Annotated in this window: 14 protein-coding genes; all 14 read left to right on the plus strand. The window is 62.0% G+C overall.

The annotated features are described in order from the left end of the window. The first annotated feature begins 86 nt into the window (after positions 1 to 86). The 14 genes from AC3RCG_RS02325 (at position 87) to AC3RCG_RS02390 (ending at position 15927) form a co-directional block, all read left to right on the plus strand. A complete protein-coding gene (locus AC3RCG_RS02325; RefSeq protein WP_492402406.1) occupies positions 87 to 851 on the plus strand; it encodes a hypothetical protein in 765 nt (254 codons plus the stop codon). After that, positions 848 to 1873: a hypothetical protein gene (locus AC3RCG_RS02330; RefSeq protein WP_492402405.1), complete on the plus strand. Its 1026-nt coding sequence runs from the start codon at positions 848 to 850 to the stop codon at positions 1871 to 1873. The genes AC3RCG_RS02325 and AC3RCG_RS02330 overlap by 4 nt, the downstream gene beginning before the upstream one ends. Positions 1874 to 1901: 28 nt before the next feature. Then, entirely contained in the window at positions 1902 to 2759 is an 858-nt protein-coding gene (locus AC3RCG_RS02335; protein ID WP_492402404.1) for a hypothetical protein, read from the plus strand. Position 2760: 1 nt separating this feature from the next. Beyond that, on the plus strand, positions 2761 to 4401 hold the full coding sequence (locus AC3RCG_RS02340) for a hypothetical protein (protein WP_492402403.1): 1641 nt from the start codon (positions 2761 to 2763) through the stop codon (positions 4399 to 4401). Continuing rightward, positions 4376 to 5290 carry a glycerophosphodiester phosphodiesterase gene (locus tag AC3RCG_RS02345; protein WP_492402402.1) on the plus strand — a complete coding sequence of 305 codons (915 nt, stop codon included), beginning with the start codon at positions 4376 to 4378 and terminating at the stop codon, positions 5288 to 5290. Before AC3RCG_RS02340 ends, AC3RCG_RS02345 begins: the two co-directional genes overlap by 26 nt. A gap of 193 nt (positions 5291 to 5483) precedes the next feature. Next, positions 5484 to 6662 (plus strand): hypothetical protein, encoded by a 1179-nt coding sequence (locus AC3RCG_RS02350; protein ID WP_492402401.1) that lies wholly within the window; start codon positions 5484 to 5486, stop codon positions 6660 to 6662. After that, positions 6663 to 7778, plus strand: a complete 1116-nt coding sequence (locus tag AC3RCG_RS02355; RefSeq protein WP_492402400.1) for a hypothetical protein — start codon at positions 6663 to 6665, stop codon at positions 7776 to 7778. 83 nt (positions 7779 to 7861) lie between these two features. Continuing rightward, complete coding sequence (locus tag AC3RCG_RS02360; RefSeq protein WP_436542791.1) at positions 7862 to 8476, plus strand: hypothetical protein; 615 nt, start codon at positions 7862 to 7864, stop codon at positions 8474 to 8476. 71 nt (positions 8477 to 8547) lie between these two features. Then, entirely contained in the window at positions 8548 to 9987 is a 1440-nt protein-coding gene (locus AC3RCG_RS02365; protein WP_492402399.1) for a CsgG/HfaB family protein, read from the plus strand. Between the two features lie 263 nt (positions 9988 to 10250). After that, on the plus strand, positions 10251 to 11276 hold the full coding sequence (locus AC3RCG_RS02370; protein ID WP_492402398.1) for a LacI family DNA-binding transcriptional regulator: 1026 nt from the start codon (positions 10251 to 10253) through the stop codon (positions 11274 to 11276). After that, entirely contained in the window at positions 11276 to 12763 is a 1488-nt protein-coding gene (locus AC3RCG_RS02375) for a sugar ABC transporter ATP-binding protein (RefSeq protein ID WP_492402397.1), read from the plus strand. The genes AC3RCG_RS02370 and AC3RCG_RS02375 overlap by 1 nt, the downstream gene beginning before the upstream one ends. Further along, entirely contained in the window at positions 12744 to 13751 is a 1008-nt protein-coding gene (locus AC3RCG_RS02380) for an ABC transporter permease (protein ID WP_492402396.1), read from the plus strand. The genes AC3RCG_RS02375 and AC3RCG_RS02380 overlap by 20 nt, the downstream gene beginning before the upstream one ends. A 61-nt stretch (positions 13752 to 13812) precedes the next feature. Next, a complete protein-coding gene (locus tag AC3RCG_RS02385) occupies positions 13813 to 14781 on the plus strand; it encodes a substrate-binding domain-containing protein (protein WP_492402395.1) in 969 nt (322 codons plus the stop codon). 93 nt (positions 14782 to 14874) lie between these two features. Next, a complete protein-coding gene (locus tag AC3RCG_RS02390; RefSeq protein WP_492402394.1) occupies positions 14875 to 15927 on the plus strand; it encodes a sugar phosphate isomerase/epimerase family protein in 1053 nt (350 codons plus the stop codon). The last annotated feature ends 7 nt before the right edge of the window (positions 15928 to 15934 follow it).

Consider the following 15934-nt stretch of genomic DNA (forward strand, 5'->3'; position numbering starts at 1 on the left):
GACAAGTTTCTCTTGTCTGGCCAGCGCACGGTGGGTATCGCCGCCGGCCAGTGGCGCGTGCCGCCCAACACACGATCGGACCGGCTTTGCAATCGGAACAATTTGAACGGATTCATGACTTCTGGACGCGCCGCCAGCGGCTGACACAAGGCGAACTGGGCGAGTTTTACCAGCGCGTCATTGCCGCGCTGACGCCGTGCCGCCCGCGCGAGGCGGCCTCGCTCGGCGATTCGCTGGTTGACTTGCGCCACCAGTTTTTCATTGAAAAAGTCCTGCACGGCGACAGCGACGCCGCGCCCCACCACGTCGGCGCCTTGTACCTATACTTCAAGCGCTTCATCATCGACCAGCTGCGCAAGCAGCGCGATGACGACGACGCCGATGCGCAGGAGGGCTGCGACTTGCAGGCGCCCGACTCTTATGCCGAACCGCTGCGCGACTACCAGCTCACGCCGCAGCAAGTGCGCGAAGCGGCCGACGTTTTTATCGCCACCTTGCCCCGCGATTTGATCTTGCTGTTGCGCCATTGCGGCTGCGGCGGCATGCCCGTCAAGGAACTGGCCGAGCAGATCGCTTCCGCGCATTACCATGGCGGCAAGCTGGGCCTCGTGCACCGGCAGAAGGGCGATCCCGCCAGCGCGGGACGCCAGGTGGTCGAGCCTGCCCACCGCGCCACCTTGCTGGGCAGCTGGGTCTTGATCCTGCTCAAGCTGCGCGTGGGCGATGCGCTGACCGCGCGCGACCTGCAGGCGGCGCAAATAGTTTTGGATATTCTGTGCGTGGCCGCGTTATCCCTGCACATGGACCCCGTGTCCACCCACCCGAACCCTGATGAAAGGCCACCGGCATGACTGCATTGACGCCCTCGCTGGCCATCGTTGCCGCGCGCCTGCCATCGCCGCCGACTTCCGCCGAGCTGCTGGACGCGGACGTGGCGGGCACTCCCCCCGACTGGCGCGGCATTGCCGTGCCGGAGCACTTGATGGAACGCTTTGCGCGCCGCAGCGACGCGGCGCCCTTGGCCGGGCGGCCCATCGCGGGCGGACAGATCCACCTGCTGGCGCGTTGCCCCGGCTTTGGCGCCGTGCTGCTCGACGCCTGGGACAGCACACGCCAGCGCTGGCGCGGCTGGCTCGTCACGCCGGACACGTCCTATGCGGATGCCTGCGGCCTCGTGGTCGAGGAGCGCGACGCGCCCGCCGACCCCCGCGCGGGCCTGGTGTTGTGCGACATGCCCATGACCCTGGCCGTGACGGATCTGGGCGCCTGCCTGGGCGTGTTCAGCCAGGAGCGCCTGCAGGCGGCGCGCTGGCTGGAAACGCATGGCCGTGCCAATGGGGCCACGGCGGCGCCGGGCGTCATCGCCCGCGTGGCCTTGCCTGGCGACGGCTATGCGCTGACGGGCACGCCCCTGTCGAGCGAGCTGGGCAAGGATGGCCGCGTGGCCTACCGGCAATTGCTGCGCCAGGGGCTGCAGCAGTTGCAGATCGCCCCGGCCGATGCCGCCGCGCCACAGTTGACGCCAATCAAGGCGGCCAATGCCAGCCGCTGGCTGAAGATCGTCACGGCCGTGGCCGCCAGCGTGATGGTGGTGCAATCGGCGTGGCTGTTCCTGCCGAAAGATCAGGCTGTCGTCGGCAATGCGGAATTCCGCAGCGGCAGTGGCAGCGGCGTCGAGACGGGCGTGCGCACGCGCGTGCTGTTCCGCGCCGAGGCGACGGAGGCGGAGATCCGCACCTGGCTGCAGCGCGAGCAGCTGGAAATCGTCGCCGGACCGGACACCCTGGGCGCCTTCACCGTGCTGTCGCGCAACCGCCAGAAAGTCTTGCCGCCGCCAGGCCCGGGCAATCCGCTGGCCGTCATCAATCCCTGAATCCTGAAATAAGAGAAAGTTATCGAGCATGACAACGTATAAGAGTTTTGCATCCGCGCACTGGCGCACACTGGCCATGGGTGTGGCCGCCGGCGTCTTGCTGACGGGTTGCGCCATGACGCCGAACGGCCGTGGCGGCGTGATGATGGGCCTCGATACGGCCGAGCTGTTCGGCACGCCGCTGTCCACCTTCCGCCTGCGCGACGGCACGGAAGGCACCTTGCGCAAGGATCCGCAAGGCAAGTATTCGATCAAGCTGTCGCAGGCGTTTCGCGTCGTGCCGCTGGCCAACGCGATCACGGCCCGCGTGGCGCGCGTGGAAAACGTGGGCGAGCGCACGGTGGTGATCGTGGAAACGCAGGAGCGCGGCTGCGCCTACCGCTATGAAGTGCTGGCTTTCCAGGGCACGGACGTGCTGCAGTGGACGGTGGGCAATTGCAAGGACCGCCCCCGCGTGGAACTGGCGGCGGACGCGAAATCGCTGAATATCGACTTTCCCAACTACAACCGCCTGTCGCGCATGATCTACACGGACAACCGTCTGCTCAACGCCAGCGTGGCCGTGCCGCCCGGCGTCGATACCCGCGCCCAGCCGTTTGCCGACGACGGCTTGCGCGGCACGGGACCCGCCATCGCCACCCTGCCTGGCAGCGGCAGCGACAGCGGCCGCGTGATTCCCGCGCCGCCGGCCCCGGCATCGGCCCCGGCCGCCGCGCCGAAAGCGGGCAGCCGCGCCAGCGCCAAGCCGCGCCGCCAGGAAACTCCGGCCAGGGCGGCGGCACCCGCCATCAGCGTGCCCGCCCCGCGCGGTGCCGCGCCGGCGGCCGCGCCGATGATCTTCCAGGCTGAAGAGATCAAGCCCGTCGTCATCGATCTGAGGAAATAAGATGGCCGCTAGTCTGCGCAGTCTGCAAATCCGGCAGACCTTGATCCTGATCGTCCTGACGATCATTTATTTGTGCTGCGAGCTGGGCTTCAATGCCCGTTTGCTCGACGTGGTGGGCGGCGACGTCAAGCCGCACGACGTGGAAGGCGTGGAATTCTATGGCCGCAGCCTGTCGGGCATCGCCGCCGCGCTGGTGGTGCTGCAACTGATGTGGCGCCGCCGCCTGAAGAACAATGGCAGCGGCCCCAGCTGGAAAAAGATCATCTTCTGCTGCATCGCCACGGCCGCGGTCGTATTCGGCATCCTGAAGACGACGGTCACGGTGCTGGTGGAAACGCGCGATGCGCAATTTCGCCGCCTGGCCTTCAACACCACCCTGATGCAGCGCTCGCTGGTGGGCGGCAGCCTGCAATTGCAGGGCCTGGTCGACGATGCCACCCTGTTTGCCAAGCCCGAAGGCAAGGCTTTCCTCGCCCTGTTTCCGTTTCTGGCCGTGTCGGTGGGCCACCTCGACGAGCGCATGGAGCCGGCCAAGGAGCAGTTGATCAACTTTAATGTCCGCAAGATCGCCGGCGGCGCGGCCGGTTACTACGACAAGTACCAGCAGGCGATCGGCGAAGTGCATGACAAGTGGAAATTGTATTCGGGAATCATTCCCGACGACGATGCGGGCTTGCGCCAGCAGCAGGAATCGGCGTGGAACGATTACCGCCAAAGCCTGTCGCGCCATGGCTGGCAGCCGCATTCCGTGCCGGCGCGGCGCAAGGCGGCCGTGGTCAACAATGTGCGTAAAAAGGTGCCCGTATCGGCCAACTGGCACCCGGCCGACCAGCTATCGTTCCGCCTGGCCGTCAAGCGCCGCTACGCGTCGGAAGCGGCCGGCAAGGGCTTGACTATCAAAGGCGACCGCATTCCGCCGGGCCTGTCCTTCCCCGCCTTCGTCGCGCGCCCCGGCATCCAGGCCGTGCTGCGCGACGGGCCGGACGGCGGCGACGGCAGCGAAGCGGGCAAGGGCTTGCGGCTGCCCAGGGGCGCCGTGGTGCAGGACGCGTATGCGAGCCCGGCCGAGTTCAGCCGCCTGTTCGACCAGTTCGCCGCGCGCCAGACGGCGGAAAAGCTGGTCGAATACCGCGCCAGTCGCAGCGACTTCGAAGTGCATGGCAAGTATTATGCGGAGGGCAAGGAAGCGGCGCGCGCGGCCATCGTGCCGCCCGTGGCCCTGTTCTTTTCGCTCCTGGGCGCCATCGGCCACTTTTCGAAACTGCTGTACCTGATCGCCACCGTGGGCTTGCTGGTGCTGGCGGCGCGCCGGGGCGAGCAGGCGGGCGCCGATGGCCAGCTGAGCCGCCGTTCCGCCTGGATCGCCACGGGCGTGCTGGCCGGCGCCTTCCTGGGAACCTGGGGCATTTTCAGCCTGTCGGACAACAATGTCACGAAGAGCGAGCTGTTCCGCCAGATGCTGGACTGGAACCGCCAGGCCGACGGCGACAGCACGCGCTGGCAAATCGCCGGCAAGGGCTTGCTGGCCAATATCACGCACGTCGTGGCGGTGGGGCAGGGCTACAGCTACCCCGTCAACGAAGCGATCCGCATCAATATTTTGCAGGGACTCGAATATGGTTATCACCCGGAAAAAAAATAAGGCGGCCGCCCTGGCCTTGCTGCTGTGCATGGCCAGCACGGCCGTCCAGGCCGACTGCCTGGGCATGAAGGTGCACGCCCACCGCGGCGCCGGCAATGCGCCGGAAAACTCGCTGAGCGCGCTGCGCAACACGTATTTCGGCACCTGGGACGGCGTCGAGACGGATTTGCAGCTGCTCGGTGACGGCAGCTGGGTGGTGCACCACGATCTGCTCACGGGCCGGGTGGTCGACACGGGATCGCCCCGTACCGTGAAACAATTGACGGCCGACGACTGGCGCGCGGCCAGCATGAAGAACCGCGGCGTGGCCACGCCGGAAACGCCGCCGTTCGTCAGCGATGTGGCCGACCTGGCCACCGCGTTCCCGGCCAAGACCCTGAATGCGGAAATCAAGGATGTCGTGCCGTCGTGCGCGCCCATCAATACGCTGGTGGCGCAGTTGCGCGCCAACATCAAGCATGGCAACTGGTTTTTGACGTCGGGCGTGCCGAACAACCTCGCCTGTGCGCGCCGTGCCGATCCGCACGGTTACCTGGGTCTGCTCGTGTTTGATGCGCGCAATGCGCAGGCGGCCGGCGCCAACCGGGTCAGCCGCTATATCACGAAAAATGCCCGTCCGCCCAAGCTGGACAAGCCCTGGCTGCAGCGCGTGCAGCAGCAGATCGGCATGCCGACGGGCGTGCACGTGGACGCGCGCAGCCTCGACGCCAATCCGAATTTGCTGGCCGATGCGGCCAGCCTGAACATGCCCGTCTTCGTGTATGCCGTCGACGGCGACTCGGCCCTGGCCGCGTCCCTGCTGCGCGCCCAGCAGCGCAGCCACCGCTGGCCCAGCGGCGTCATCCTTGACGGCAATCCGGAAACGTTTTGCGCGATGATGAAAAATTGATGGAAGGCGGTGTGGATATTTATGACACTGCTTTCAAAAAAAATAGCCAGCGATGTTCTCTGGTTTACTCTTGGTAAGTCACGGAACATCAAAATTTACAACAAACGTAATAAAGTGGAAAAATACTTTTGATTGCTTGATGAGAAATAAGTTACAATTTATGCTATTTCCATGAGGCAATAGAGGTTGGTTCGTGTGGTCGAAATCCAAGATATCTGCAGTTCTGTCATTTCAACTGATTTTTTTCCTGCTCGCGTTCCCAGCCTCTGCCGCTGATATAGCGGTAGCCGGATTTGCATTTTCCGGTGACTCCGCCACGGCCGGCGTTCGTTTTCCATATTCCCATCAAGTATATATGCGCTTGCGTGCCGATAAGTCGGGGCAGAACCTTTCGCGCATTATTCACGACCGTAGTGGCAAGGTGGCCAATCCTGCCCTCAGTCTGTTGCCGCCCGCATCTCTCGTTAATCTCAAGAAAAGTGATCAGGCCTTGATCACGGTGCTGGTACTGACCGGCGAAACGGTATTGACGGAAAATTTCGGCAGTTATTACAAGACCTTTGTCAATTTGCGTGGCGATGCCCTGATTTTCGATTACAAGAGCAAGACCGTGGTACGCAGTTATCCCGTCAATGCCGCCCTGTTTGATGCCACGCCGGACGCACCCGATGCGGCACGTATCAGCGGATTCATCGAGCAGTTATTGTTGAAGGAAGAGGGCAAGGGCCTGGTGACGCAATACCTTGATCGCCTTGCCCACGCGACTTTGCCGACCCCAGGCCAGCGCACGATCCAGATCCGGCGTGCCAAAGTGGCGCCGGAAGCGCTGGCTGTCATGCCCGACGCGCTGCGTAGCCAGCCGCAACTGATGGAAAGCATGGTGGTTGACGCCTTTGCTTCGGTACTGTCCGCCAAGGCTGGCGTACCGTTGCTGCCGAGCAAGGCTGGCGACGCCTTGGGACGCATGTCGCTGCGGCTCGAGAATGGCGATGACGTCGATTTGAATATCGGTGAGGGTGATTATGTTTTTGATATTGCTCTGAATAAGTTTGCCAAGATTAAAACGGCGGAAACCGCTGTCGCGATATCGTATGTATATGGTGCCTATGCGCATGTACAGTTCTCTGAGCCGTTGCTCAATTCCGATTTTCTGAATACAGACTTGAAAAACGGTGAAACGGCAATTGTTCCTGCCGGCCGTATTGGTTCTGATGATTTCGCTGCATATCAAGATGCCTTACGCGGTCTGTTTTTAAAACTGACCGCCGCATTTGAGGGTGGCGACATGAAATGGATACAGACCGCGGCTGGCGCCAAGGATATTGGTAAACAACTCGAGGCAACTCGGGTGATATTAAAGGCGAGTAAATAGATGAAAAAATTGATGTTGTTTTGCCTGGGCTTGCTTTTGGCAGGCTCTTGTTTTTCCCAGGTTGTTCAAATAAAAGGCGCGGCGACGGTGAAATATGCGGCCATGTTGACGGATGCCGACAAGGAAATGGCTTATCAGAAGGCGCAAATGGCGGCGATAGAACGCTATTTCGCTGAAAGCGGCGAAGCGGAATCGGAGAACTTCGAGGCGATCCAGGCAAAGATAGAGGCCAATCTGGATAAATTCTTGCTCAGTACTGTTGTCCTGAATGAGCAGGATCAGACCAGTTTGCGTAAATATTCCGTGGCGGTGCGTGCCGAACTCAATGTGGCGAAACTGAGGAATACCCTGAAAGGCGCCAGTGCCACCGGTCGGGTATCGAACGGGGAAAAATCGCAGATGGTGTATGTCTTTGTTGGCCGCGAAGTGGCCAGCGTCAAGGCATTTGATGAGCGTGTCGTCAAGCGTGCCGAGCTGACCCTCGACGGCAGCGCAAAAACGAGCGGCAGCGTGAATGGCCGCGAAGGCGAATCGCTGAGCGGCGGGGCCATTGCCACCAATGCCAGCGTGCGCCGGAATGAAAACGTTGCCCTCAAGCAGACTATCAAGGTCGAAACCGGTGGCAGCACCGTGCGCAAGGCCGATGAAACCGATTACCGTGTGTTTTCGCTGGCCAACCAGAAGACGGCCGTGACGAGCGTGTTTTCGCAAGCAGGGTACCTGGTCGCCGATCCTGAGTTCGTACTCGGTGACAAGGACATTCCATCAGTGAATAAAGATTTCTCCAAAGGTAATGATTTGGCGCCTGCGACCTTGCGCTCCATCGTTGCCGCCTTGCGCAAGGCGAATGTGCCCCTGCTGGCATTAGCCACGTTTGATGTCAATCCTGCCGCGACCGATGAAGCGACCGGCTTGCAGCGCGTCGTGGTATCGGTCACCGGCCGCGTACTCGATTTGCGTGGCGCATTGCCACGTGAAGTGGCGGCCGTGCCACCGGTACAGTATTTTGGCCTCGGTGCGGACAATGCGACAGCCCAGACCAAGGCCTTGAAGGACGCTTCCGCACTGGCGGCAAAGGAAATTATCAGCCGCTTGAGCGCTGCTGGCGTGTATTGACATACCGGTGCGGGCGGCAGGTCGAACGCCCGCATCTTCCATTTTCTCGACTGTTTCCCATTCTTTTTATAAAAAGGCAAGTCATGAAGCATATCCGTATTTCCGCATTGTTGGGTGCGACCCTGTTGGCAGTTTCGAGTCTGGCATCGGCTCAATTCGGTAGCCTGTCCGGTGCGCTGGGCGGCGGCAAAGGGGTTACAGCCGAGCAGATCGTCAAGAAATATGTCGGCGGCACGCAAAGCGTCATGAAAGCCGATGCGACCATGCTGGCCGCGTTTGGTTTGAAGGAACAGTCGGACAAGGCCGCCCTGGAAGCGCAGAACCTGACCGAAGGCGCCACCAAGGATAGCCTGCAGGGTGCAAGCAAGATGCAAAGCGAAAACAGCAAACTGCTGGAAGAGCAAATGAAGGGCAAGAAAGTAGCCATGGATGATGCGAGCAAGCAGCGCTTTACCGAAGGCTTGATTGATCTGTCGAAAGGCGTGATCCAGTACGTCGGCATGAGCAAGGATGTCGGCAGCTTCAAGCCATCGGTCACCGCTCTGGGCGCATCGGCCAATTCGGCCCTGTTCATTGCACAAAACCTGCCGTCGTCGATCAAGGCCGTCGGCAGCACCTTGAAAGTGGCGATCGACTTTGCCAAGAACAATAACATTCCGCTGCCAAAAGAAGCCAGCGACGCTACAGCATTGCTGTAAGTCAAAAGCGCACAGGGAAGACAGCAGGGCGACTGGTTCGCCCTTTTTTTTTGGGGACAATGGAATTGCCTATGAAGATCATAATGAAATCCGGTATGCCAGCCATACTGCTGAGTATTGCCTTGGGCTTGGCTGCTTGTGGCGAGAAAGCTGCGCAGCCGCCTGTTGCGTCCAGCGCGCCTAAGCTGACGCAGACAGCTGACGTCGGACAGGTCGAACAAGTCACTACGACGGCAACTGGCAGCGGCATTTCGCCCGGTGCCGCGCTCAATGACGCGCTCAAGCTGGCCATCATGCAAGTCAATGGTGCCACTGTGCAAGCCAGTTCGAGCAATGCGAGCATGTTTGAGCAGGTGACGGCAACGCTCGATGTCGATTCGACGGCCGGTTCGGGGAGCGCCAGTATGAAGGCGACCATGCAGGGCCAGGCATTTGCCGAGCAGATCATCAGTCAATCGAAGGGCGTGGTCTCCTCGTTCAAGGTGCTTGACATGGCATCGCCATTTTCCAAGGGCGGTCTTTACAAGGTGGAGATCGAAGCGCGCATTGCCAAGTTCAAGGCGCCAGCCGATAGTGGCAAGATCAAGATCGTCGTGGCGCCGCTGCGCAGCGAGCAAGCCAGCTTCAACATTGGTGGGCGCGTAGTGCCGGCGCAGGAAGTGCTGGCGCCGATCCGCCAGCAGATCATTGACGCCCTGTCGCAAACGGGCCGCTTTACCGTGCTGGATCGCCAGTTTGAGGGCGAGTTGCAGGATGAATTGAATATGATTACCTCGGGTAATTCCCCCAGTACCGATCTTGCCAAGCTGGGACAGGCGTTGAGCGCGGATCTGGTGTGGGTCGGCGTGGTCAATGAATTCGCTTACCAGCGACATGCACGCAGGCTGCAGACCTCGGACCGCGAACTGGTGTCCTATGCCGGTGCCTGGTCTGTCTCGCAACGCATGATCAATCTGGCTACGCGGCAGATCCTGCAAGCGACCACCCTGCATGGCGAGCCGCCAGCGATTGCCGCCACGACTCTGGGCAGTAACTTCAATGAGAGCCAGACGCTACAGAACATGCAAACAGCGATCGTCAAACAGGCTACCGAGGCTATCTTGCTGCGCACTTTCCCCATTTCCATCGTCGAGCGTGATGGTGATAACGTCGTATTGAGCCAGGGTGGCAATGCGGTGGTGCAAAACGGCCGCTATCGTGTGTATCAGCAAGGCAAGGAGATCAAGGATCCGCAGACCGGCCAGTCACTGGGCAATATGGAAAAACTGTGCTGCGAGGTACGTATCGAACGCGTGACGCCGAACTTGTCGTATGGCATTCTGGAAAACGTCAAAATCAAGCTCGATGGTATCGCTGCGGGCGTGTTGCAGGTGCGGGAAGCAGCACCGGTAGACAAGGCCATCGTCAAGGCTGAGCCTGCCGTGGCGCCACTGAAAACCCAGGTGAAGCGCAGTACATCCACCGCTGCCGCCAAAAATGCCACTGCGGATGGTGGCGACAAGGACTGGTAAGTCTCTACGGCTCAACGGATCCAGACAAGTCGACACGGATCCTTGTCGTTGGGTCGGCTTGGGTACCGAGCGGATATTGTCGGTGCCCATTTCTCCCTGATAAGCCATTTTGCCACGCAACATTGGCGCTCCAGCCCCGAAAATCTATACTGATGGTGGCCCGCACCGGGCCTGTTTTTTGCGCATCGCAGCATCGATAATGTTTGCATCGCGCGCGTGACTGGCCTATAAATGTAATCGATTACATTTATGTGAAAAGCCCCATGCCGCCAGCCGTCCCGTCTTCCTTGCCGACAGAAACCGTTTCCATCAGCGCCGTCGCCGCACATGCGGGCGTGTCGGTGGCCACCGTCTCGCGTGTGATGAACGAGCAGGCAGGGGTGCGGGCGCCCACGCGCGACAAGGTGCTCGCGTCCGTGGCCGCGCTCGGCTACCGCATGAACCACCTGGCGCGCAGCCTGCGCACGGCCGAGAGCCGCATGCTGCTGACCATGGTGCCCGACATGGGCAACCCTTTCTATGCGCAGATCGTGCGCGGCATCGACACGGTGGCGCGCGAACACGGCTACTTTGTATTGCTGTGCGACACGGGTGCCGATGCGGGCCGCGAGCGCTCCTACTTCGACTTGCTGCGCATGCACCGCGCCGACGGCGCCATCTGCCTGGACCCGGACACGGTGCAGCATGCGCTGTCGCATGAATCCGTCAGCCTGCCGTGGGTGGCCTGCTGCGAATTCGACCCCGGCGTGGCCGTGCCCTATGTCGGCATCGACAACCACCGGGCAGCGTCGGATGCCGTCGCGCATCTGCTGTCGCGCGGCCATACGCGCATCGGCCTGATCAATTCTGACGAACGCTATCTGTACGCGCGTCAACGCCAGCAAGGCTATCTGGACACCCTGGCGGCTGCCGGCTTGCCCGTGCAGCCGCAGTGGGTGCACACGGTGCAAAGCCTCGACTATGAAGCGGGCACGGCCGCCACCCTGCGCATGATGGCGGGACCGGACGCACCGACGGCCATCTTTGCCGTCTCCGACACCCTGGCCATTGGCGTGCTGAGCGCGCTGCGCCAGCTGAAAAAACGCGTGCCGGAAGACGTGGCCGTCATCGGCTTCGACGATATCGCCATCGCCGCGCAGATCGATCCGGGCTTGACCACCATCGCGCAGCCGATGCGCGAGCTGGGCGAGACGGCGGCGCGCTTGCTGCTGCAGCGGCTGGCTAACCCGGCAGCCAGCGTGCCGGGCGTGCTGCTGGAACATAACTTGGTCTTGCGAGGGAGTGCATAGTGAGCGTTGCCGTCGGTTTCGAGGGAGTGTGCAAGGATTTCGGCCCCGTGCGCGTCTTGCATGGCGTCAGTTTTACCCTGTCGCCCGGGCGCGTGTATGGCTTGCTGGGCGAAAATGGCGCCGGCAAGTCGACCCTGATGAAAATCCTCGCCGGCTACGAAGGCGTGAGCGAAGGCCAGCTGCTGATCGATGGCCAGCCCCGGCGCTTCGCCAGTTCGCGCGCGGCGGAAAGCGCCGGCATCGTGCTGATCCACCAGGAATTCAACCTGGCCGAGCACCTGACGGTGGCGCAAAACATGTTTTTAGGCCACGAAAAGACGCGCGGCTGGCTGCTGGACGAGGCCGCCATGCGCGAAGAAGCGTCGCGCTATCTGAAACAGGTGGGGCTGGACGTCTCGCCCGACACCAAAATACGCGACCTGATCGTCGCCGAGAAACAGCTGGTGGAAATCGCCAAGGCCCTGTCGCGCCGCGCCCGCTTTTTGATCATGGACGAGCCGACGGCCACCCTGACGTCGTCGGAAACCCAGCGCCTGTTCGCCGTCATGGCGCAGCTGAAAAGCGATGGCGTCACCATCCTCTACATTTCCCACAAGCTCGACGAAGTGGAGCGCAATACGGACGAGGTCATCGTCATGCGCGACGGGCGTTTCGTCACGCGCGAGCCGACGGCCAGCCTCACGCGTCAGCAGATGGCGAACCTGATGGTGGGGCGCGAATTGTCCGACATGTTCCCCGCCAAGGTGGCGCTGCCGAAAGAAGCTCCTGTGTTGCTGAAAGTCGAGGGGCTGACGGTGCCGGGTTGGTCCAGGGACTTGTCCTTCGAGGTGCGCGCCGGTGAAGTGCTGGGCTTTGCGGGCCTGGTGGGCGCGGGGCGCACGGAATCGTTCGAGGCCTTGCTGGGCTTGCGTCCGCGCAGCGCGGGGTTGATCCATCTCAATGGCCAAGCTATGGATATCCGCACGCCCAGGCAAGCGATGCAGCACGGCATGACGTATCTGAGCGAAGACCGCAAGGGAAAAGGACTGCACGTAAACCTGGGCTTGCGGGAAAACCTCACCATGATGACGATGGAGCGCTATGCGCGGCCGTGGCTGGACTTGAAAGCGGAAAAGGCGGCGCTGGCCAGGGCGGTTGACGATTTCAATATCCGCACGGGCGACCTGGACAGTCGCGCGCGCATGCTGTCGGGCGGCAACCAGCAAAAGCTGGCGCTGGCGAAATACCTGCATTCGGACCCCCGCGTCGTCGTGCTCGATGAACCGAGCCGCGGCGTGGATGTGGGCGCCAAGCGCGATATTTACTTTCTGATCCACCGCCTGGCTGCCGAAGGGCGCGCCGTGATCGTGATTTCATCGGAATTGATCGAATTGATCGGCCTGTGCCACCGCGTCGCCGTGATGCGCGCCGGCACCCTGCAAGCCACCCTGTCTGCTGACCACCTGACCGAAGAGGAGTTGATTGCCCATGCAACCGGCACGCACTGACACCACCGTATCCCCAATCTCCCGATTCGGCGCGCGCATCAAGGGCTTCGGCCCCGTGCTGGGCTTGTTATCTCTGTGCATCGCGGGCACCCTGCTCAATGGCGACTTCGCCACCGTGGACAACCTGATGAACGTGCTTACGCGCACGGCCTTCATCGGCATCATCGCCGTCGGCATGACCTTCGTCATCATCTCGGGCGGCATCGACCTGTCGGTCGGCTCCATGGCGGCGCTGATCGCCGGCTGCATGATCTATTTCATGAATGCGCTGGCGCAAGGCGCGGGCGGCGACCTGGCACCGATCACCATGCTGGTGCTGGGCATCGCCATGGCGCTGGTGCTGGGCGCCGGCTTCGGCCTGATGCACGGCTTGTTGATCAGCAAGGGCAATATCGAACCGTTCATCGTCACTCTGGGCACCCTGGGCATCTTCCGCGCCGTGCTCACATATCTGGCCGATGGCGGCGCACTGACCCTGGACGCCACGCTGTCCGAGCTGTACAGCCCCGTCTACTACACGAGCGTGCTGGGCGCGCCGATCCCGATCTGGATCTTTCTGTTCGTCGCCGCGGCCGGCGCTATCATCCTCAACCGTACGACCTTTGGCCGCCACGTGCAGGCGATTGGTTCCAACGAGCAAGTGGCGCGCTATGCGGCCATCAATGTCGACAGAGTCAAAATCGCCACCTACATGCTGCTGGGCGTCTGCGTCGGCATCGCCACGGTGCTGTACGTGCCGCGCCTGGGTTCGGCCACGCCGACGACGGGCTTGCTGTGGGAACTCGAAGCGATCGCCGCCGTCGTCGTGGGCGGCACGGCGCTGAAGGGCGGCGAAGGGCGCATCGTCGGCACCGTGATCGGCGCCATCCTGCTGTCCGTGATCAGCAATATCCTGAATTTGACCAGCATCATCAGTGTCTACCTGAATGCCGCAGTGCAAGGCGTGGTGATCATCGCCGTCGCCTTCCTGCAGCGAGGCCGCAAATAAAAACACAGCGGCGTTCTGAAAGGGCGGCCAACGGGCGCCCACAACCTTGGAGGAGAGCAGCATGAAGAGCTTTATACGGGTAGCAGGGATGGCAGTGCTGGTGATGCAGGCGTGGGCGCTGCCGATGGGGCCGGCGCAAGCCGCTGACAAGCTGGTCGTCGGCGTGGCCATCCCCACGGCCACGCACAGTTTTACCTCGGGCATCGTGTGGTGGGCCAACCAGGCCAAGGCGGAACTCGAGAAAGCCCATCCGGGCGTGAAAATCATCGTCAAGACGGCCGCCACGGCGCCCGAGCAGGCGAACCAGTTGCAGGACATGTTGACGGTGAACAAGATCAACACCCTGGTGATCTTCCCCATCGAATCGGCCTCGCTGACGCAGCCCGTGGCGCAAGTGAAAAACAAGGGCGTGTATGTGACGGTGGTGGACCGCGGCTTGACGAACACGCAGTCGCAGGATACGTACATCGCGGGCGACAACACGGCCTTCGGCAAGCTGCCGGCCGAATACCTGGCGAAAAGCCTGAATGGCAAGGGCAATATCGTCGTGCTGCGCGGCATGCCGACCACCTTGGACAACGAGCGTTTTGACGCGTTTTCCGCCGTCATGAAGGGCCATCCCGATATCAAGGTCTTGGATGCCAAGTACGGCAACTGGAACCGCGACGATGCCTTCAAGGTCATGCAGGATTATCTGACCCGTTTCAAACAGATCGATGCCGTCTGGGCCGCCGATGACGACATGGCCATCGGCGTGCAGAAGGCCATCGCGCAAGCCAAGCGCACGGACATCAAGCAGGTGTTCGGCGGCGCGGGCGCGAAGGGCGCCGTGAAAAAGATCATGGACGGTTCCGACCCGCTGATCGTGGCCGACGTGTCGTACTCGCCGAAGTTCATGTACGACGCCATCAAGCTGACGACGGAAGCGCGCCTGAAAGGTGATAAATTGCCGGCCAATACGATCATCCCCTCGGTGCTGATCACGCGCGAGAACGCCAAGCAGTTTTACTTTCCGAACTCGCCTTTTTAAATTCTGGGGTCAGACCCCCTCGCCCGCCAGCAATGACTTTTGCGTTAGCGGCATTGAGGGTCTGACCCCGGCTTTCTCCAACAGGACATTGACATGAAAACCATCCAGGGCCCGGCCATCTTCCTGGCCCAGTTTCTCGGCGACGAGCCGCCGTTCGACTCGCTCGAGCACCTGGCGCAATGGGCGGCCGGCCTGGGCTACAAGGGCTTGCAGCTGCCGACGGCGCCGCGTTTGTTCGACCTGGAGCAGGCGGCCGCCAGCCAGCAGTACTGCGACGACGTGGTCGCCTTGCTGGCGCGCCACGGCTTGCAGGTGACGGAATTGTCGACGCATTTGCAGGGCCAGCTGATCGCCGTGCATCCGGCCTACGACGCGCTGTTCGACGGCTTTGCGCCAGAACTAGTCCGCGGTGATCCTGCCGCGCGCACGGCCTGGGCCGCGCAGCAACTGCTGTGGGCTGCCACCGCCTCGCAACGCCTGGGCCTCAAGGCGCACGTGACGTTTTCCGGCGCGCTGGCCTGGCCGTATCTGTATCCGTGGCCGCAGCGCCCGGCCGGACTGGTGGAAACGGCATTCGCGGAACTGGCCAGGCGCTGGCTGCCCATCCTCGACGCGTTCGATGCGGCCGGCGTGGACCTTTGCTATGAATTGCATCCGGGCGAGGACTTGCACGACGGCGTGACGTTCGAGCGTTTCCTGGCCGCCGTCCACGACCACCCGCGCGCCTCGATCTTGTACGACCCCAGCCACTTCGTGCTGCAGCAGCTCGATTACCTGGCGTTCATTGATATTTATCATGCGCGCATCAAGGCCTTCCACGTCAAGGACGCGGAGTTCCGGCCCAACGGGCGCCAGGGCGTGTATGGCGGCTATGGCGACTGGCAGGACCGGGCCGGACGCTTCCGCTCGCTCGGTGACGGGCAGATCGATTTCAAGGCGATTTTCTCGAAGATGGCGCAGTACGACTTCCCCGGCTGGGCCGTGCTGGAGTGGGAATGCTGTTTGAAACACCCGGAGGACGGGGCGGCCGAAGGCGCGCGTTTCATCCGTGACCATATCATCCACGTGGCCGAACGCGCGTTCGACGATTTCGCGGGCAGCGCCGTAGACCAGGGCCAGATCAACCATTTGTTGGGATTGAAATAGGGAGACG

The sequence above is a fragment of the Janthinobacterium sp. GW823-FHT01H08 genome (assembly GCF_058797855.1).